This window comes from Streptosporangium sp. NPDC000239 (genome assembly GCF_040300765.1).
Taxonomy (GTDB): domain Bacteria; phylum Actinomycetota; class Actinomycetes; order Streptosporangiales; family Streptosporangiaceae; genus Streptosporangium.
This window is the reverse complement of sequence record NZ_JBEPEI010000002.1, coordinates 210,788-226,145: the sequence shown is the minus strand read 5'-3', so window position 1 is coordinate 226,145 and position 15,358 is coordinate 210,788. Positions and strand designations below refer to the sequence as shown.

The 15,358-nt window shown below is 67.8% G+C and carries 15 protein-coding genes; all 15 read left to right on the top strand.

Translation table 11 applies throughout. The annotated features are described in order from the left end of the window. Window positions 1-13: 13 nt before the first annotated feature. The 15 genes from rpmE to ABT340_RS06500 all read left to right on the top strand — a co-directional run bounded on the left by rpmE (window position 14) and on the right by ABT340_RS06500 (window position 15,358). Window positions 14-232, top strand: a complete 219-nt coding sequence (gene rpmE, locus ABT340_RS06570; RefSeq protein WP_352009665.1) for a 50S ribosomal protein L31 — start codon at window positions 14-16, stop codon at window positions 230-232. Between the two features lie 108 nt (window positions 233-340). Next, entirely contained in the window at window positions 341-1,393 is a 1,053-nt protein-coding gene (gene prfA, locus ABT340_RS06565; protein ID WP_352009664.1) for a peptide chain release factor 1, read from the top strand. A 9-nt stretch (window positions 1,394-1,402) separates the two neighbouring features. Next, a complete protein-coding gene (gene prmC / locus ABT340_RS06560; protein ID WP_352009663.1) occupies window positions 1,403-2,257 on the top strand; it encodes a peptide chain release factor N(5)-glutamine methyltransferase in 855 nt (284 codons plus the stop codon). Between the two features lie 21 nt (window positions 2,258-2,278). Then, complete coding sequence (locus ABT340_RS06555; protein ID WP_352009662.1) at window positions 2,279-3,058, top strand: L-threonylcarbamoyladenylate synthase; 780 nt, start codon at window positions 2,279-2,281, stop codon at window positions 3,056-3,058. Window positions 3,059-3,165: 107 nt separating this feature from the next. Continuing rightward, entirely contained in the window at window positions 3,166-5,355 is a 2,190-nt protein-coding gene (locus ABT340_RS06550; RefSeq protein WP_352009661.1) for a hypothetical protein, read from the top strand. Between the two features lie 16 nt (window positions 5,356-5,371). After that, window positions 5,372-5,752, top strand: a complete 381-nt coding sequence (locus ABT340_RS06545; RefSeq protein WP_352009660.1) for a hypothetical protein — start codon at window positions 5,372-5,374, stop codon at window positions 5,750-5,752. 104 nt (window positions 5,753-5,856) lie between these two features. Then, entirely contained in the window at window positions 5,857-7,122 is a 1,266-nt protein-coding gene (gene glyA / locus ABT340_RS06540) for a serine hydroxymethyltransferase (protein WP_352009659.1), read from the top strand. Window positions 7,123-7,179: 57 nt separating this feature from the next. Then, window positions 7,180-8,520, top strand: coding sequence for an MraY family glycosyltransferase (locus ABT340_RS06535; RefSeq protein WP_352009658.1), 1,341 nt, complete (start codon window positions 7,180-7,182; stop codon window positions 8,518-8,520). Window positions 8,521-9,571: 1,051 nt separating this feature from the next. Further along, window positions 9,572-10,000 carry a Cg1360 family ATP-synthase-associated protein gene (locus ABT340_RS06530; protein ID WP_352009657.1) on the top strand — a complete coding sequence of 143 codons (429 nt, stop codon included), beginning with the start codon at window positions 9,572-9,574 and terminating at the stop codon, window positions 9,998-10,000. A 305-nt stretch (window positions 10,001-10,305) separates the two neighbouring features. Then, complete coding sequence (gene atpB / locus ABT340_RS06525; RefSeq protein WP_352009656.1) at window positions 10,306-11,097, top strand: F0F1 ATP synthase subunit A; 792 nt, start codon at window positions 10,306-10,308, stop codon at window positions 11,095-11,097. A 70-nt stretch (window positions 11,098-11,167) separates the two neighbouring features. Then, the gene (gene atpE / locus ABT340_RS06520) at window positions 11,168-11,398 is read left to right on the top strand and encodes an ATP synthase F0 subunit C (protein WP_352009655.1); all 231 of its coding nucleotides are present in this window, start codon (window positions 11,168-11,170) and stop codon (window positions 11,396-11,398) included. A gap of 35 nt (window positions 11,399-11,433) precedes the next feature. After that, window positions 11,434-11,973 (top strand): F0F1 ATP synthase subunit B, encoded by a 540-nt coding sequence (locus ABT340_RS06515; RefSeq protein ID WP_352009654.1) that lies wholly within the window; start codon window positions 11,434-11,436, stop codon window positions 11,971-11,973. After that, entirely contained in the window at window positions 11,973-12,782 is an 810-nt protein-coding gene (locus tag ABT340_RS06510) for a F0F1 ATP synthase subunit delta (RefSeq protein WP_352009653.1), read from the top strand. Before ABT340_RS06515 ends, ABT340_RS06510 begins: the two co-directional genes overlap by 1 nt. Before the next feature lie 23 nt (window positions 12,783-12,805). Next, window positions 12,806-14,455 (top strand): F0F1 ATP synthase subunit alpha, encoded by a 1,650-nt coding sequence (gene atpA, locus ABT340_RS06505; protein WP_352009652.1) that lies wholly within the window; start codon window positions 12,806-12,808, stop codon window positions 14,453-14,455. Between the two features lie 3 nt (window positions 14,456-14,458). Beyond that, window positions 14,459-15,358, top strand: a complete 900-nt coding sequence (locus ABT340_RS06500) for a F0F1 ATP synthase subunit gamma (protein ID WP_352009651.1) — start codon at window positions 14,459-14,461, stop codon at window positions 15,356-15,358.

The window sequence follows — 15,358 nt, the reverse complement described above, 5'->3', positions numbered from 1 at the left end:
GGAACCGAAGGACATGAAGCCCGACATTCACCCGGAGTACGTCACCACCGAGGTGACCTGCACCTGTGGTAACACCTTCACCACCCGCAGCACCGCGAAGTCCGGCGTGATCCACGCCGACGTGTGCTCCGCCTGCCACCCGTTCTACACGGGCAAGCAGAAGATCCTGGACACCGGCGGCCGGGTGGCGCGCTTCGAGAAGCGCTTCGGCAAGAAGACCACGGGCCAGTAGCTCTCATCCCGACGCCGGCCCGGAACGCTCCTCGCCCGCGAGGAGTACCCCGGGTCGGCGTTCGTGGTGATGAGGCAGGTTTCGTCAGGACTTCGAGGAGGACGCACGGTGAATCTCGACGAGCTGCTCAGTGAGTACGCCGAGCTGGAACTCAAGCTCGCCGATCCCACCGTGCACGCCAACCCCACGCAGGCGCGTACGTTCGGCAGGCGCTACGCCGAGCTGACTCCCATCATCAACACCTACCGTGAGCTCCAGGGGGTCCACAACGACCTGGAGACCGCCAGGGAGCTGGCCTCGGAGGACGAGGCGTTCGCCGAGGAGGCCAAGGAGCTCGAGGCCCGTGTCCCCGAGCTTGAGGAGAAGCTCAGGCACCTGCTGATCCCGCGTGATCCCAACGATGACAAGGACATCATCATGGAGATCAAGGCGGGCGAGGGCGGTGAGGAGTCGGCGCTGTTCGCCGGAGACCTCCTGCGGATGTACCTCAGGTACGCCGAGCGGGTCGGCTGGAAGACCGAGCTGATCGACGCCACCCATTCCGACCTGGGCGGATACAAGGACGTCACCGTGGCGGTCAAGGCCAGGGGCGACGACGGCGTGTGGTCGAAGCTGAAGTTCGAGGGCGGTGTGCACCGGGTCCAGCGGGTGCCGGTGACCGAGTCGCAGGGGCGCATCCACACCAGCGCCGCGGGCGTCCTCGTCTACCCGGAGGCCGAGGAGGTCGACGTGCAGGTCGACCCGAACGACCTCAGGATCGACGTCTACCGTTCCAGTGGTCCCGGCGGCCAGAGCGTCAACACCACCGACTCCGCCGTACGGATCACGCACATCCCGACCGGTGTGGTCGCCTCCTGCCAGAACGAGAAGAGCCAGCTGCAGAACAAGGAGTCGGCCATGCGCATCCTGCGTGCCCGTCTCCAGGCCATCGCGGAGGAGGAGGCCAACGCCGCCGCCATGGCCGAGCGCAAGTCCCAGATCCGCACCGTCGACCGCTCCGAGCGCATCCGCACCTACAACTTCCCCGAGAACCGCATCTCCGATCACCGCGTCGGTTTCAAGGCTTACAACCTCGACCAGGTGCTGGACGGCGACCTCACGGCTGTGATTCAGTCCCTGCTCGACGCCGAGATGGCGGAGAAGCTCGCAGACCACTCATAGAACGCGCCCATGACCTTTCTGCTGGACGAGATCGCCCTCGCCACCGCCCGGCTCGCCGAGGCAGGTGTGCCGTCGCCACGCACGGACGCCGAGGAGATCGCCGCCTTTGTCCACGGAGTACGGCGCAGCGAGCTGCACAACGTGACCGACGCGGATTTCGACGCGCTGTTCTGGGAGGGCATCGCCCGGCGTGAGGCCCGCGAGCCACTCCAGCACATCACCGGCCGCGCCTACTTCCGCTACCTGTCCCTTGAAGTGGGGCCCGGGGTGTTCGTCCCGCGTCCGGAGACCGAGGTCGTCGCGGGATGGGCGATCGAGCGGCTGCGGGAGATGGACGTCGCCTCGCCGGTGGTCGTCGACCTCGGCACGGGCTCCGGCGCCATTGCGCTGTCCATCGCGCAGGAGATCGCGCTGGCCATCGTGCACGCCGTCGAGGTCGATCCCGACGCCTACCGCTGGGCCAAGCGCAACATCCTCGAACACGGCCAGGGCCGGGTCCACCTGCACCCCGAAGACCTGGCCGACGCGCTGCCCGAACTCAACGGGCAGGTCGATCTGGTCATCTCCAACCCGCCGTACATTCCGCCGGGTGCGATCCCCAGGGATCCCGAGGTGCGTGACTACGACCCGCGCCGCGCGCTGTACGGCTCGGGCAGCGACGGCCTCGACGAGGTCAGGGCCGTCGAGCGGACCGCGAGGCGGCTGCTGCGTCCCGGCGGGTTCGTCGCCGTCGAGCACGCCGACGAGCAGGGAACCGCGGTATATCTGCTCTTCCCCGAGGACAACGGCTGGCGTGATGTGCGTAGCCGCCAAGACCTGACCCGCAGGGACCGCTTCGTTACCGCCCGTTTCGGCCAAGAATAGGCAAGAATAGGATGGTTTGCCGTGAGTCGACGTTATGACTGCTCAGACCCTGATCAGCGGGCTATGGGGCTGGCCGACGCGGTAATAGCCATCCCGAAGTACGAGCTCATAGTCTTCCCGACCGACACCGTCTACGGGGTCGGGGTTGACGCCTTCATCCCGCCGGCCGTCACGAAGCTGCTGGAGGCGAAGGGGCGCGGGCGCGACATGCCCCCGCCGGTGCTGGTCGGAACCGTGCGCGCGGCCACGGCCCTGGTGGACAGCCTCGGCCCGTACGGCCAGGACCTCATCGACGCCTTCTGGCCCGGCCCGCTCACGCTGATCTGCCGCGCCAACCGGTCCCTTTCCTGGGACCTGGGCGACACCAAGGGCACCGTGGCCATCAGGATGCCGCAGCACCCCCTGGCCCTCGAACTCCTCAAGCAGACCGGTCCGCTCGCGGTCTCCAGCGCCAACCGCTCCGGAGCCCCCGCGGCGACCACGGCCGCCGAGGCCGAGGCGCAGCTGGGCGACTCCGTCGGGGTCTACCTCGACGGCGGCCCGACCGAGGACAACATCCCCTCCACGATCCTCGACCTGACCACGGCGGTGCCCAGGCTGCTGCGCAGGGGCGCCATCCCGGTGGGACGGCTGCGCGGCGTGGTCGGCTACGTGGCCACGGATGGGGACCCTGAGCCGGACTCCGAGCCGGACGCGGCACCGAAGCCGGAGGTCAAGCCAGACCCGGCGCCGGAGGCGAAGCCCGAAGCCGGGGCCGAGGCGAAGCCGGAGGCCGGTGGGAAGCCGGATTCCCGCGACTGAACGGTGGATCCGCGCTCCATATCGTGATCCATACAGTCTGATTATGATCGTGACGCCGGGCTGCCCCGCCGGTACCTTGAGGTGGCCGACACTTCCGGGAGACGTCCATGGGCAAGTTAGACGGAATGGACCCCAAGCTGGTCCGTGATCTGCTGTCCGAGGTCCGACAGGCGGCGGAGCGCATGCGGACGACGGAGGGCCGGGTCGCTCGCATGATGAGCGCCGCGGGGCTGTCCGCGCAGTCCACGCACCGCCCCGTCCAGGTCGCGGAGTCATGCGACATCATGGTCCGCGACGTCTCCTCCCGGGTCGAACTCCTGGAGAAGAGGGTCAAGCAGGAGGGCGGCTCCCCGGCGGGACAACCGGTGTCGAGCGGCGAGAAGGCCGAAGACCACAAGGAGAAGACGTCCGGGGTCGCGGACGCCAGGGGTGAGGCCTCCAAGGAGACGGACGCCAAGGGCGCCGACGCGAAGGATCACGCGAAGCCGGCCGCCCCCAAGGCGGAGGACCTCAAGCCCGCCGTACGGCCGGACGACGACCAGAAGCACAAGCCGGACGCGGGACCGAAGGACGGGCACTCGGGTTCCGACACCAAACCCGACCCCAAGCCCGACGCGGGCTCCAAGGGCGACGAGCGTTCCCCCAGAGAGGGGCATTCGTCCTCTTCCGGTGGTCGTACGGACTCCGACGCCAAGCCCGACGCGGGTTCCAAGGGTGATGAGCGGTCTCCGAGGGACGGGCATCCGGGTCCCGACACCAAGCCCGAGGCCAAACCTGACGCGAAACCGGATGCCAAGCACGACACGGGTTCCAAGGGTGACGAGCGGTCTCCGAGGGACGGGCATCCGGGCCCCGACACCAAACCTGACGCCAAGCCCGACGCGGGTTCCAAGGGGGACGAGCGTTCCGACACGAAGCCGGACAACGCCTCCAAGGATGACGAGCGTTCGCCGAGAGGCGGCCATTCGGGTCCCGACGCCAAGCCCGATGCCGGTTCCAAGGGTGACGAGCGGTCTCCCAGGGACGGGGATTCCCCCTACGGGTCCTACGAGGACGCCGGCTCGAAGGGTGACGAGCGGCCTTCCGGAGAGGAGGACTCTTTCTACGGGTCCTCTGAGGGTGATTCCTCGTCGGACGCCAAGCCTGACGCCGGTTCCAAGGGTGACGAGCGGTCTCCCAGGGGCGGGGACTCTCCCTACGGGTCCTACGAGGACGCCGGTTCGGAGAGCGACGAGCGGTCTTCGGGAGAGAGTGGCTCTTCCTATGATTCCTCGTCGGACGCCAAGCCTGACGCCGGTTCGAAGGGCGACGAGCGGTCTCCCAGGGACGGGGATTCCCCCTACGGGTCCTACGAGGACGCCGGGGACGACTCCTCCTCGGACGCCAAGCCCGACGCCGGTTCCAAGGGTGACGAGCGTTCGCCCAGAAGCGACGGGAAGGTCGACATCCTCGACACCCCGCAGAAGGACCATCCCGACGACGTCGACCAGGCCGGCGGAAGCAAGGCGAAGGTCGTGGAGATGGACGGGGCGAAGGTGCTGCAGATCCCCCTCGACTCGCCCACCGCGGAGCAGGTCAACACGCTGCTCGACCACATAGAGGACGTCCCGCTTCTCGACGCGGCGGACGGCGACCCGGACCCGGGCGGTACGGCCCCGCAGGCCTCCGGCCTCCAGACAGGAGACGCGGGCTCCCTTCCGCAGGGAGACGACGGCAACCCCGGTCTGCACAGCGGCCCCAGCGGTGCCGACTCCCACCAGGCGGGCAAGGCGGATCCGTACGAAGCGTTGCCGTCGGCCAAACCGGCCCTGCCCATCCCCGACACCGTCGAGCAGGCCCTCGACCCCGCCCCCCAGAACACGGGCACCCAGGCCGTCGGCGCCTTCTACGACGGCGGTACGACGGAGCAGGCAGGCACCCACACGACCACCGCGAACACCCACGCGGCCGGAAGCCATGGGACGAGCACCCATGTCACGGGCACGCACGCGGTGAACACCCACGCGGCGGGTACCCATCCGGCCTCCGACGGCGCTCACAAGACGATCATCAACACCGGGTCCGTTCACCCGGTGGCCCACTCCGCGGACCCGAAGGACGGGGTGCTCGCACAGTGGGCCAAGGAAGCCGATGAGGCCGGAGGCAAGGGAGGGGCCGGCGGGTTCTACGGCGACGACTGGGAGGAGGAAGGGACGTGGAAGTCCACGAGCGACGGACAGGGTGACTCGCGGGGGGCCGTCCTGCGGGAGGACCCGTCACGGCCGTCCACGCCGTCCGGTCCCGGTGCGGTGAAGTGAACGTGAGGAGTCTGTGATGTTCGTCGATCCGCCCGCTCCACAGCCGTTGCAGCCGGGGGAGACCCCGCCCGTCTCCGGGAGCCCGGGGCTGCCCACACCGGACATGGCCGTTTCCTGGGAGTTCAATCCCGACTACCAGCGGCTGGTCATGATGTGGCGGCAGGTGCTGCCAGAGCTTGACGCGCTGACCTCAAGCCTGGACAAGGCTTATCAGATGGCCAGGAGCAAGGACGTCTGGGACGCCCCTGTCTCCGGGCGCTACGTGGAGGAGATGGCCGAGTGGCGCACCCGGCTCGGCCTCTACCGGCAGGCGATCCTGACCTCCATCAGTGATCAGGCGGCCGACACGCCCAGGTGGATACCCGTCAACGCGGGGGCACCGCACGCCTTCTCGTGAGGCGCCCACGGGCCTGCGCCCACGGGGAAACGCTCCCCTGGCGTGGGGCGTAGACGGCGGACAGGCATACAGTGGGGTGAGTCGTCATCCCCGGGATGTGAACCATGGGTGCTGAGCCGTACTACGGGCCCGACTTCGGCCTCCTGCAGAGACAAGATCCCGAGATAGCGCAGGTCCTCGTCGACGAGCTCGAACGGGTCCGGGACGGTGTGCAGCTCATCGCCAGCGAGAACTTCGCCTCGCCCGCCGTGCTCGCCGCGCTCGGGTCGACGCTGACCAACAAGTACGCCGAGGGCTATCCCGGCAGGCGTTACTACGCGGGGTGCGAGGTCGTCGACCGCGCCGAGCGCCTCGCGGTCGAGCGGGCCAGACGCCTGTTCGGCGCGGACCACGTCAACGTGCAACCCCACTCCGGCACCTCTGCCAACCTGGCGGCCTACGCGGCGCTGCTCCAGCCGGGCGACACCGTGCTGGCCATGGCGCTGCCGCACGGCGGCCACCTCACCCACGGCTCCCGGGTCAACTTCTCCGGCCGCTGGTTCGGTGTCGTGGCGTACGGCGTGCGCAGGGACACCGAGCTGATCGACTACGACGAGGTCAGGGAACTGGCGCTGCGGCACCAGCCCAAGATGATCATCTGTGGTGCCACGGCCTATCCGCGGCGGATCGACTTCGCGGCCTTCAGGGGCATCGCGGACGAGGTCGGGGCCTGGCTGCTCGCCGACATCGCGCACACCGTGGGGCTGATGGCCGGAGGGGCCATGCCGTCCGCCGTGCCGTACGCGGACGTGGTGACCTTCACCACGCACAAGGCGCTGCGCGGGCCGAGGGGCGGCGGGATCATGTGCACCGAGGAACTGGCGGGCAGGATCGACCGTGCGGTCTTCCCGTTCACCCAGGGCGGCCCGCTCATGCACGCGATCGCGGCCAAGGCCGTCGCCTTCGGGGAGGCGCTCAGTCCCGAGTTCGCCGAGTACGCCCGTCAGGTGGTCGCCAACGCCCAGACGTTGGCCGACGGACTGGCCGCCGAGGGCATGCGGCCCGTCTCCGGGGGCACCGACAGCCATCTCGCCCTGGTCGACCTGCGGGACACAGGGATCTCCGGAGCCCTCGCCGAACAGCGGTGCGCCTCCGCGGGCATCACGCTCAACCGCAACGCGATCCCCTACGATCCGGAACCACCCACGGTGACCTCGGGAATCCGGGTCGGCACCCCCTGCGTCACCACCCAGGGGATGGGAGCCGAGGAGATGAAGGAGATCGCCTCGATGGTGGCGCGGGTCGTCAAGGACCCGGCCGCCGTGGCGGAGACCAGAGAGCGGGCGAGGGAGCTGGCACACGCCCACCAGACATATGCCAGGGAACTATGAGGCGTTCTGTCACGGTTTTCGGTCACAGATGGCCCGACTATCAGAGAAACTAGGTCCGTGCGCGAATACCTACTCATGGCACTGGTCGCGGCGGCGGCCACGTACCTGCTGGTCCCACTGGTCCGCGTGTTCGCCATCCGCATCGGCGCGATGCCGGAGGTCCGTGACCGTGACGTGCACACCGTCCCGACCCCCAGACTCGGCGGCCTTGCCATGTACGGCGGACTCGTCGCCGGCCTGCTGATCGCGAGCAGCCTGCCGTACGCGGGAGGCAAGCTGGGGGAGGAGACCTTCGCCGGCGGCAACACCGCGATCGCGCTGATCGCGGCGGGCGGCCTGATCACGCTCACCGGCTTCCTCGACGACTGGTGGGGGATGAGCGCGCTGGTCAAGCTGGCCGGGCAGATCGGCGCCGCGGGCGTCCTGGTGGCCTTCGACGTCACCCTGCCGTGGCTTCCGCTGCCCAACGCCATGGGCGGGCCGTTCGGTCTCGATTCGACGCTCCGCCCGTTGATCACCATCCTGGTCGTGGTCGTCGCGATCAACGCGGTGAACTTCGTCGACGGGCTCGACGGGCTCGCCGCCGGGATCGTCGGCATCGCCGCGATGGCCACCTGGGTCTACTCCGTCGTCCTTTCCAGTTACTACGGCAACACCAGCATCAACGTCACGGCGGTCATCGCCTCGGTGCTGATCGGTGTCTGCCTGGGCTTCCTGCCGCACAACTTCCATCCGGCGAAGATCTTCATGGGTGACACCGGGGCGATGCTGCTCGGGCTGGTCCTGTCCTCCACGATGATCACCATCACGCCGCTCGACTCGACCACCATCAACCGCTTCCCGGTCATCCTGCCGCTGCTCGTGCCCGTCGCCATCCTGGTGCTTCCGCTGCTCGACCTGATCATGGCGGTGATCCGGCGCACCTCGAACGGTCTGTCGCCTTTCGCGCCCGACCGGGGCCACCTGCACCACCGGCTGCTGGACATCGGCCACTCGCACCGGCGCACGGTGCTGATCATGTACGCCTGGACGATCCTGTTCGCCTTCACCGTCGTGGCGATGGCCGTTGAGGGACTCCCGCTTGTGCTGTTCCTGCTGACCTTCCTGCTGGCGGTCGTGGTGCTGGTGGTGATGGCGCTGCCCAGCTGGCGCGCGCGCAGGAACGCGGGGGGCGGCCGCCACGTGCGTTCGGACGCGGAGCCGTCCTCCGTCCAGCCGGCACCGCCGTTCTCCGCTCAGCCTCCGTATCCCCCCGGCCCTCCCGGTGCCCCCATGGCCGCTCTGGGAGCACCGGTGGCCTATCCGCCCGCCCCTCAGGTGCTCGGTGTGGGAGAGGACACGGCTGTGCTGTCGGCGCTCCCCGGACCCGGTTTCTCCAACCCGGAGACGCTGCCCTGAGGTCGTTCGGTGTGTGATCCGTCACTGTACGGCTGGGGCCGGTGTCTCCCCGTGCCCCTTCCCGGGCGTGTGATGCCCCTGTGAGGACGCCGGGCGTGGGCCTCGGCCGTCCCGGCGACGGGAACGGCGGTGACCTCCCGCACACGTCCGGTGGCGGGATATCGGACACGGATTCCCGGTAGGGGAAAAACAGAGCGAACCCCGAGAAGTGATCTCTTTCTTCATGAATGGCGGTCAGTTCATCGTGCTTCGGTGGGAGATCGCCCCGCAGGGTGATGCATGGGATTGTCGTCCTATGCGATGCGAAGTCTGAATTGTTGCTGGAGTGATCTCCGCGTGGGGTCGATGAGAGGTATGAAAGCCGCAATTCGGATGCGTTCTTCGGTGCCGTCGTCCGGTCCGGGCGGGACGGCCCCCTCCGGGAGCGTGAGTCGCTCCTCATGACGGGGGTGGGGGGCTCCGTGGAGAGATCGCTGATCAGAGGTGGGCGGTGCCGTACGTCGCGGGGGCGTTGAGGGGCCGCCGCCGACGTCCACGGTGAAATCCGGGGTAAGGTCATGACTCCGTATAACGAATCCCTGATTCGGGTGCCGCTTTACTCCGGGCTCGGAAGGCCGTGTTCGATCCCGGTCAGGCAGAGTTCGTATTCGTTTGATTTGGCGCATGAGAGGCATTAAGGGAAAACAGTTCTTTTTCCCTGGTTAATGGTGCGGCGAAATCGATTGCGAACCGCGGGGAGCGGAAAAGGGTATGCTCGTTCGCCGGGATCGGTGGCCTGTATCCACCGGTCCGCGGGGGTCAGGTGAGCCGTCAGGGGTGCCGACGGCCCGGTGTGGCCGAATGCCGCTTTCCTGTGGAAGGCGCGCCGGTCGTTCCGGAGGGCGCCGGGTCGTGCCGGGTCCGGCCGCCGGACACTTCTTGATCGTTTACTTGAAACGGCAGGTAAAGGCGGCCTTCGAGAGCTTGTGATAGCTTTCACTAGCAGGCAGGCGTCATGAACGCATCCTGCGCCGTAGCAATTGCTCGCTTGATAACCGTACCTGGAGCACCGATGCAGGCCAACGATCTCCAAGTTCTCAAAGCCGCCGCGATCCCCACGGCGCTACTGGGGCTGGTCGCCGTTGTCGTCTCCGCGGTCCTCTCGGGCGGCAAGGGGGCACTGGGAGCGGGCATAGGCGTCCTCGTGGTCGGCGCCTTCTTCACGATCGGCCTGCTGGCCGTCGTCTACGCGGCCCGGATCTCGCCCACGATGATGATGGCCGCCGCGATGGGCGTCTTCTTCACCAAGATCCTCGCGCTGGTGGTGCTGCTGACCGCCTTCGAGGACACCACCGTGTGGAGCCCGATGGCCTTCGCCCTGACGGTCATCGCGTGCACGATCTGCTGGACGGCCGGTGAGGCACGCGGCTTCCTGAAACTCCGGATCCTCTACGTCGACCCCGACGCGACGGTGCCCGGCCAGTTCGGGAGCAAGCGATGACAAGTCGCGATCTTCACAGCCCGTCCCCTAAGCTCGTCATGGCAGACGAGGCGGGACCGGTCACGGTCGGCCCTCCCGGGAGAGAGAACCCTGGAGGCTGGCCCGGTATGACTAGTCAGAGCCCCGCCTGCTATTGTCGCGTGCGCGATAAACATCGCGATAGACGAAGGTAGAGGAACGTCCTTCGGAGCCATCGAGCCCTGGTCTCCTCACCATCTTCACCCTCCTCGTCCGGCCGGCCTGCATACGGCGCGGCAGCCGGATGACACCCTCTTGACCAATCATCACGACGAAGGGAACGCCGAGTGAGCGCCGCGCTGACGCCTCTCGCCTCCGAGGAGTTCCATGCTCCGGGGCTCGGCATATTCGACTGGCCGCCGCTCGTCGAAGGTCAGGCCTGGTTCAACAAGCCCGCTCTCCTCGCCTTCATCGGCGGATTGCTGGTCATAGCCTTCGCCTTCGCCGCCTTCTCCCGGCCCAAGCTGGTGCCCAGGGGCGTGCAGAACGTCGGCGAACTCGCCTACGAGTTCGTCCGCGAGCAGATCGCCAGGCCGAACCTCGGCAGGGACAGCGACCGGTGGATGCCGCTGCTGTTCACCATGTTCCTCTTCGTGTGGATCATGAACCTGTTCGGCTCCATCATCTTCATCCAGTTCCCGGTGATGTCACGCATCGGTTACCCCGCGGTCCTCGCGATCGGGGTGTGGGTGCTGGTGATGTACCTGGGCATCAAGAACCAGGGCCCCATCAAGTTCTTCACGAACGTGATGTTCCCTCCCGGCCTGCCGACCTGGATCTACTTCCTGGTCGCGCCGATCGAGCTCGTCTCCACGTTCTTCCTGCGCCACATCACGCACGCGATCCGGTTGTTCGCCACCATGATGGCCGGTCACCTGATCATCGGCCTGTTCTCCGAGGTCGGCTGGCACTTCCTGTTCGTCCAGCTGACCCCGCTTGGGGCTCCGGTCGGCGTGCTCGGCGTCGTCATGACGCTCCTGCTGACGGCCTTCGAGTTGTTCATCCAGGCGCTGCAGGCCTACGTGTTCGCGTTGCTGACCGCCATGTTCATCAACGACGCCCTGCACGCCGCGCACTAAGACTTTTCCCTCTCACCGCCAGAGAACCCCGGTGGACACTCCACTGGTCGATAGAAAAGGAAACCAACCAATGAGTGGTCTGCTCGCCGAAGTGACCGGCAACCTCGGTTCCATCGGCTACGGCCTCGCAGCGATCGGCCCCGGTGTCGGCATCGGCATCATCTTCGGTCAGGGTGTGCAGGCCATCGCCCGCCAGCCCGAGGCCTACGGCCTGATCCGCCAGAACATGATCCTGGGCTTCGTGTTCGCCGAGGCGCTCGCGCTGATCGGTATCGCGCTCGCGTTCGTCTTCCGGACCTGAGAAACACCACCCCGCTCTGACGGAAGGCAGCACCCATGTATCTCCTAGCGGCAGAGGAAGCAAGCAATCCGCTTGTGCCCAACGTGGCCGAGATGGTCGTCGGCGGGTTCGCGTTCCTGGTCGTCCTCTTCATCGTCGGGCGTCTCCTGGTTCCCCGTATCCAGAAGACCCTGGCCGAGCGCGTCGACGCGATCGAGGGCGGCCTGAAGCGAGCCGCTGACGCTCAGGAAGAGGCGCAGCGGGCCCTCAAGCAGTACCGCGACCAGCTGGCCGAGGCTCGTCACGAGGCGTCCCGCCTGCGTGAAGAGGCCCGGGAGCAGGGCGCGCAGATCAAGGCCGAGCTCCGCGAGGAGGCACAGGCCGAGGCCCGTCGTCTCATCGAGGCCGCGCACGCCCAGATCGAGGCCGACCGCCAGCAGGCGTTCGCCCAGCTTCGCACGGAGATCGGCCGCCTGTCGGTCGACCTCGCCGGTCGTATCGTCGGTGAGTCCCTCCAGGACGAGGCGCGCCAGCGCCGTACCGTCGACCGGTTCCTTGAGGAGCTTGAGGCCGGCAGCAGCGCGGCGGTTCGCTGATGCGAGGTCTGAGCAGGGCTTCGCTGGCCGAGGTCGAAGAGCGCTTCAACGCCGTCGCGGGAAGCGCCGACCTCGGCTCGCTGGCCGACGAGCTTTTCGCGGTCGCCGACCTGTTCGACCGTGAGCACGGGCTCCGGCGCTATATGTCCGACCCGGCCCGCCCGGCGTCCCAGAAGGCCCAGGCCGTACGGGTTCTGCTGGAGGGCAAGGTCAGCGGTGCCGCCCTGGAGACGGTCATCCAGGCCGTCTCCGTCAGGTGGTCCGGCTCCGGAGACCTGGCCGACGCCCTTGAGCGGCTCGGCGTCGTCGCCGCCTCGGCCGAGGCCGAGGCACAGAGCAAACTCGACGACGTCGAGGACGAACTGTTCAGGTTCGGGCGCATCGTCGCCTCGAACCTGGACCTGCAGCGCGTCCTGGCCGACCCCGCCGTCACCGGACAGGCCAAGCAGGAGCTGCTCGGCTCCCTGCTCGACGGCAAGGTCGCCCCCACCACGCTCCGTCTGGTCACGCAGCTTGTGCTGCATCCGCGAGGACGTAGCCTGGACAGAGGGCTGGACGAGTTCGGCAGCCTGGTCGCCGCCCAGAGGCAGCGCCTCGTCGCGGTGGTGCGCAGCGCGGTCGAGCTTTCCGAGGAGCAGAAGCGGCGTCTCGCCACGTGGCTCCGCACCTCGTACGGCCGCGACGTTCACCTGAACGTCGAGGTGGACCCGCGAGTGCTCGGAGGGTTCTCGGTGCGGATCGGGGACGACCTCATCGACACCACGATCGCGGGACGAATCGAAGAAGTCCGCCGCCGGTTGGCCGGCTAGGCGAATAGGGAGACTGAAGAGAGATGGCGGAGCTTACGATCCGGCCGGACGAGATCCGGGACGCGCTTGAGCGCTTCGTCCAGGCGTACGAGCCGGAAGGCGCCGCGCGCGAGGAGATCGGGACCGTCGTCGACTGCGGCGACGGTATCGCCCATGTCTCCGGCCTTCCCTCGGCGATGGCGAACGAGCTGCTTGAGTTCGAGGACGGTACGCGCGGCCTGGCACTGAACCTGGACGTCCGGGAGATCGGTGTCGTTGTTCTGGGCGACTTCAGCAAGATCGAGGAGGGCCAGTCGGTCCGCAGGACGGGCGAGGTCCTGTCCGTGCCGGTCGGCGACTCCTTCCTCGGCCGAGTGGTCGACCCGCTGGGTGTTCCGCTGGACGGCAAGGGTGCCATCGAGTCCGAGGGCCTGCGCGCCCTTGAGCTCCAGGCCCCGTCGGTCGTTCAGCGCCAGCCGGTCAAGGAGCCGCTGCAGACCGGCCTCAAGGCGGTTGACGCCATGACGCCGATCGGCCGCGGCCAGCGTCAGCTGATCATCGGTGACCGTGGCACCGGCAAGACCGCCATCGCCGTGGACACCATCCTCAACCAGCGGGAGAACTGGCTCTCCGGCGACCCCGAGAAGCAGGTTCGCTGCGTCTACGTCGCCGTCGGTCAGAAGGGCTCCACGATCGCGCAGGTCAAGGGCCGCCTTGAGGAGGCGGGCGCGATGGAGTACACCACCATCGTCGCCGCCCCGGCCTCCGACCCCGCCGGTTACAAGTACCTCGCCCCCTACACCGGCTCGGCCATCGGCCAGCACTGGATGTACCAGGGCAAGCACGTCCTCATCGTCTTCGACGACCTGACCAAGCAGGCCGACGCCTACCGCGCCGTCTCCCTGCTGCTGCGCCGCCCGCCGGGCCGTGAGGCCTTCCCCGGCGACGTCTTCTACTTGCACTCCCGTCTGCTGGAGCGCTGCGCGAAGCTGTCGAAGGAGATGGGCGCGGGCTCGATGACCGGTCTGCCGATCATCGAGACCAAGGGCAACGACGTCTCGGCGTTCATCCCGACCAACGTCATCTCCATCACCGACGGTCAGTGCTTCCTTGAGACCGACCTGTTCAACTCGGGTGTGCGTCCGGCCATCAACGTCGGTGTCTCCGTCTCCCGAGTCGGTGGCTCCGCGCAGATCAAGGCGATGCGCAAGGTCGCGGGCACGCTGCGTCTGTCGCTGTCGCAGTTCCGTGACCTGGAGGCCTTCGCCTCCTTCGCCTCCGACCTGGACGCGGCCTCCCGCGCCCAGCTGGAGCGCGGCCAGCGCCTGGTCGAGCTGCTCAAGCAGCCGCAGTACGCCCCCTTCCCCATCGAGAAGCAGGTCGTCTCGGTCTGGGCCGGCACCACGGGCGAGCTGGACGACGTCCCCGTCGAGGACATCCGCCGCTTCGAGGCGGAGTTCCTGGACTACGTCGCCAGGGAGAAGAAGGGCGTCTTCGACAGCATCCGCGAGACGAAGGACCTCTCCGACGACACGGTGACCGCCCTCAAGGACGGCATCACCGAGTTCAAGAAGACCTTCGAGACCTCGTCGGGCGAGCTGCTGGTCAACGAGGAGCCGGTCGCCGCGCTGTCCGCGGACGAGGTCGGCCAGGAGAAGATCACCAAGCACGTCCGCTCTGCCGAGAAGAAGTAGCCGATGGGTGCCCAGCTAAGACTGCTGCGGCGGCGGATCAAGTCGGTCAGGTCCACGGCGAAGATCACCCGCGCCCAGGAGCTCATCGCCTCGTCGCGCATCGTCAAGGCGCAGCAGCGTATGCAGGCGGCCGTGCCGTACGAGCGTGAGATCACCCGCGCCGTCACGGGCGTCGTCAGCAACACCAGCAGCGTCGACCACCCGCTGACGGTGTCGAAGGAGCGGCCCGCCAAGGCGGCCGTGCTCATCGTCACCAGTGACCGCGGGTTCTGCGGTGGCTTCAACGCCAACATCCTGCGTGAGGCCGAGGCCCTCGGCACGCTGCTGAAGGGCAAGGGCATCACGCCGGTTCCCTTCGTGGTCGGTCGTAAGGGCATCGCCTGGCACACCTTCCGCGGCCGCGAGATGGGCGGGAAGTGGGACGGCTTCTCCGACAACCCGTCCTACACCCACGCCAAGCAGATCGCGGACACGCTGATCGAGGCGTTCTCGGCGCAGGACGGGGTGGACGAGATCCACATCGTCTCGACCGGGTTCGTCTCGATGCTCACGCAGGAGGTCGCGGTCAGGCGGATTCTCCCGCTTGAGATCGAGGAGACCACCGCGAAGCCGGAGACGCCGCTGCCGTACTTCGAGTTCGAGCCCACCGCGGGCGCCGTGCTCGACACGCTGCTGCCGCGTTACGTGGAATCGCGTATCTTCAGCGCGCTGCTCCAGTCGGCCGCCTCCGAGCACGCCTCGCGTCGCCGGGCCATGAAGTCGGCGACCGACAACGCCAACGAGCTGATCCGTGTGTTCACCATGCAGATGAACCAGGCTCGCCAGGCCGAGATCACCCAGGAAATCAGCGAGATCGTCGGTGGCGCCAACGCGCTGGCTGACGCCGCAGCGGGGAAAGAGTGA

Coding starts and splice junctions, on each gene's coding strand:
- rpmE (WP_352009665.1), top strand. CDS start 14: ATGAAGCCCGACATTCACCCGGAGTACGTCACCACCGAGGTGACCTGC.
- prmC (WP_352009663.1), top strand. CDS start 1,403: ATGACCTTTCTGCTGGACGAGATCGCCCTCGCCACCGCCCGGCTCGCC.
- ABT340_RS06550 (WP_352009661.1), top strand. CDS start 3,166: ATGGGCAAGTTAGACGGAATGGACCCCAAGCTGGTCCGTGATCTGCTG.
- ABT340_RS06545 (WP_352009660.1), top strand. CDS start 5,372: ATGTTCGTCGATCCGCCCGCTCCACAGCCGTTGCAGCCGGGGGAGACC.
- glyA (WP_352009659.1), top strand. CDS start 5,857: ATGGGTGCTGAGCCGTACTACGGGCCCGACTTCGGCCTCCTGCAGAGA.
- ABT340_RS06530 (WP_352009657.1), top strand. CDS start 9,572: ATGCAGGCCAACGATCTCCAAGTTCTCAAAGCCGCCGCGATCCCCACG.
- atpE (WP_352009655.1), top strand. CDS start 11,168: ATGAGTGGTCTGCTCGCCGAAGTGACCGGCAACCTCGGTTCCATCGGC.
- ABT340_RS06515 (WP_352009654.1), top strand. CDS start 11,434: ATGTATCTCCTAGCGGCAGAGGAAGCAAGCAATCCGCTTGTGCCCAAC.
- ABT340_RS06510 (WP_352009653.1), top strand. CDS start 11,973: ATGCGAGGTCTGAGCAGGGCTTCGCTGGCCGAGGTCGAAGAGCGCTTC.
- atpA (WP_352009652.1), top strand. CDS start 12,806: ATGGCGGAGCTTACGATCCGGCCGGACGAGATCCGGGACGCGCTTGAG.
- ABT340_RS06500 (WP_352009651.1), top strand. CDS start 14,459: ATGGGTGCCCAGCTAAGACTGCTGCGGCGGCGGATCAAGTCGGTCAGG.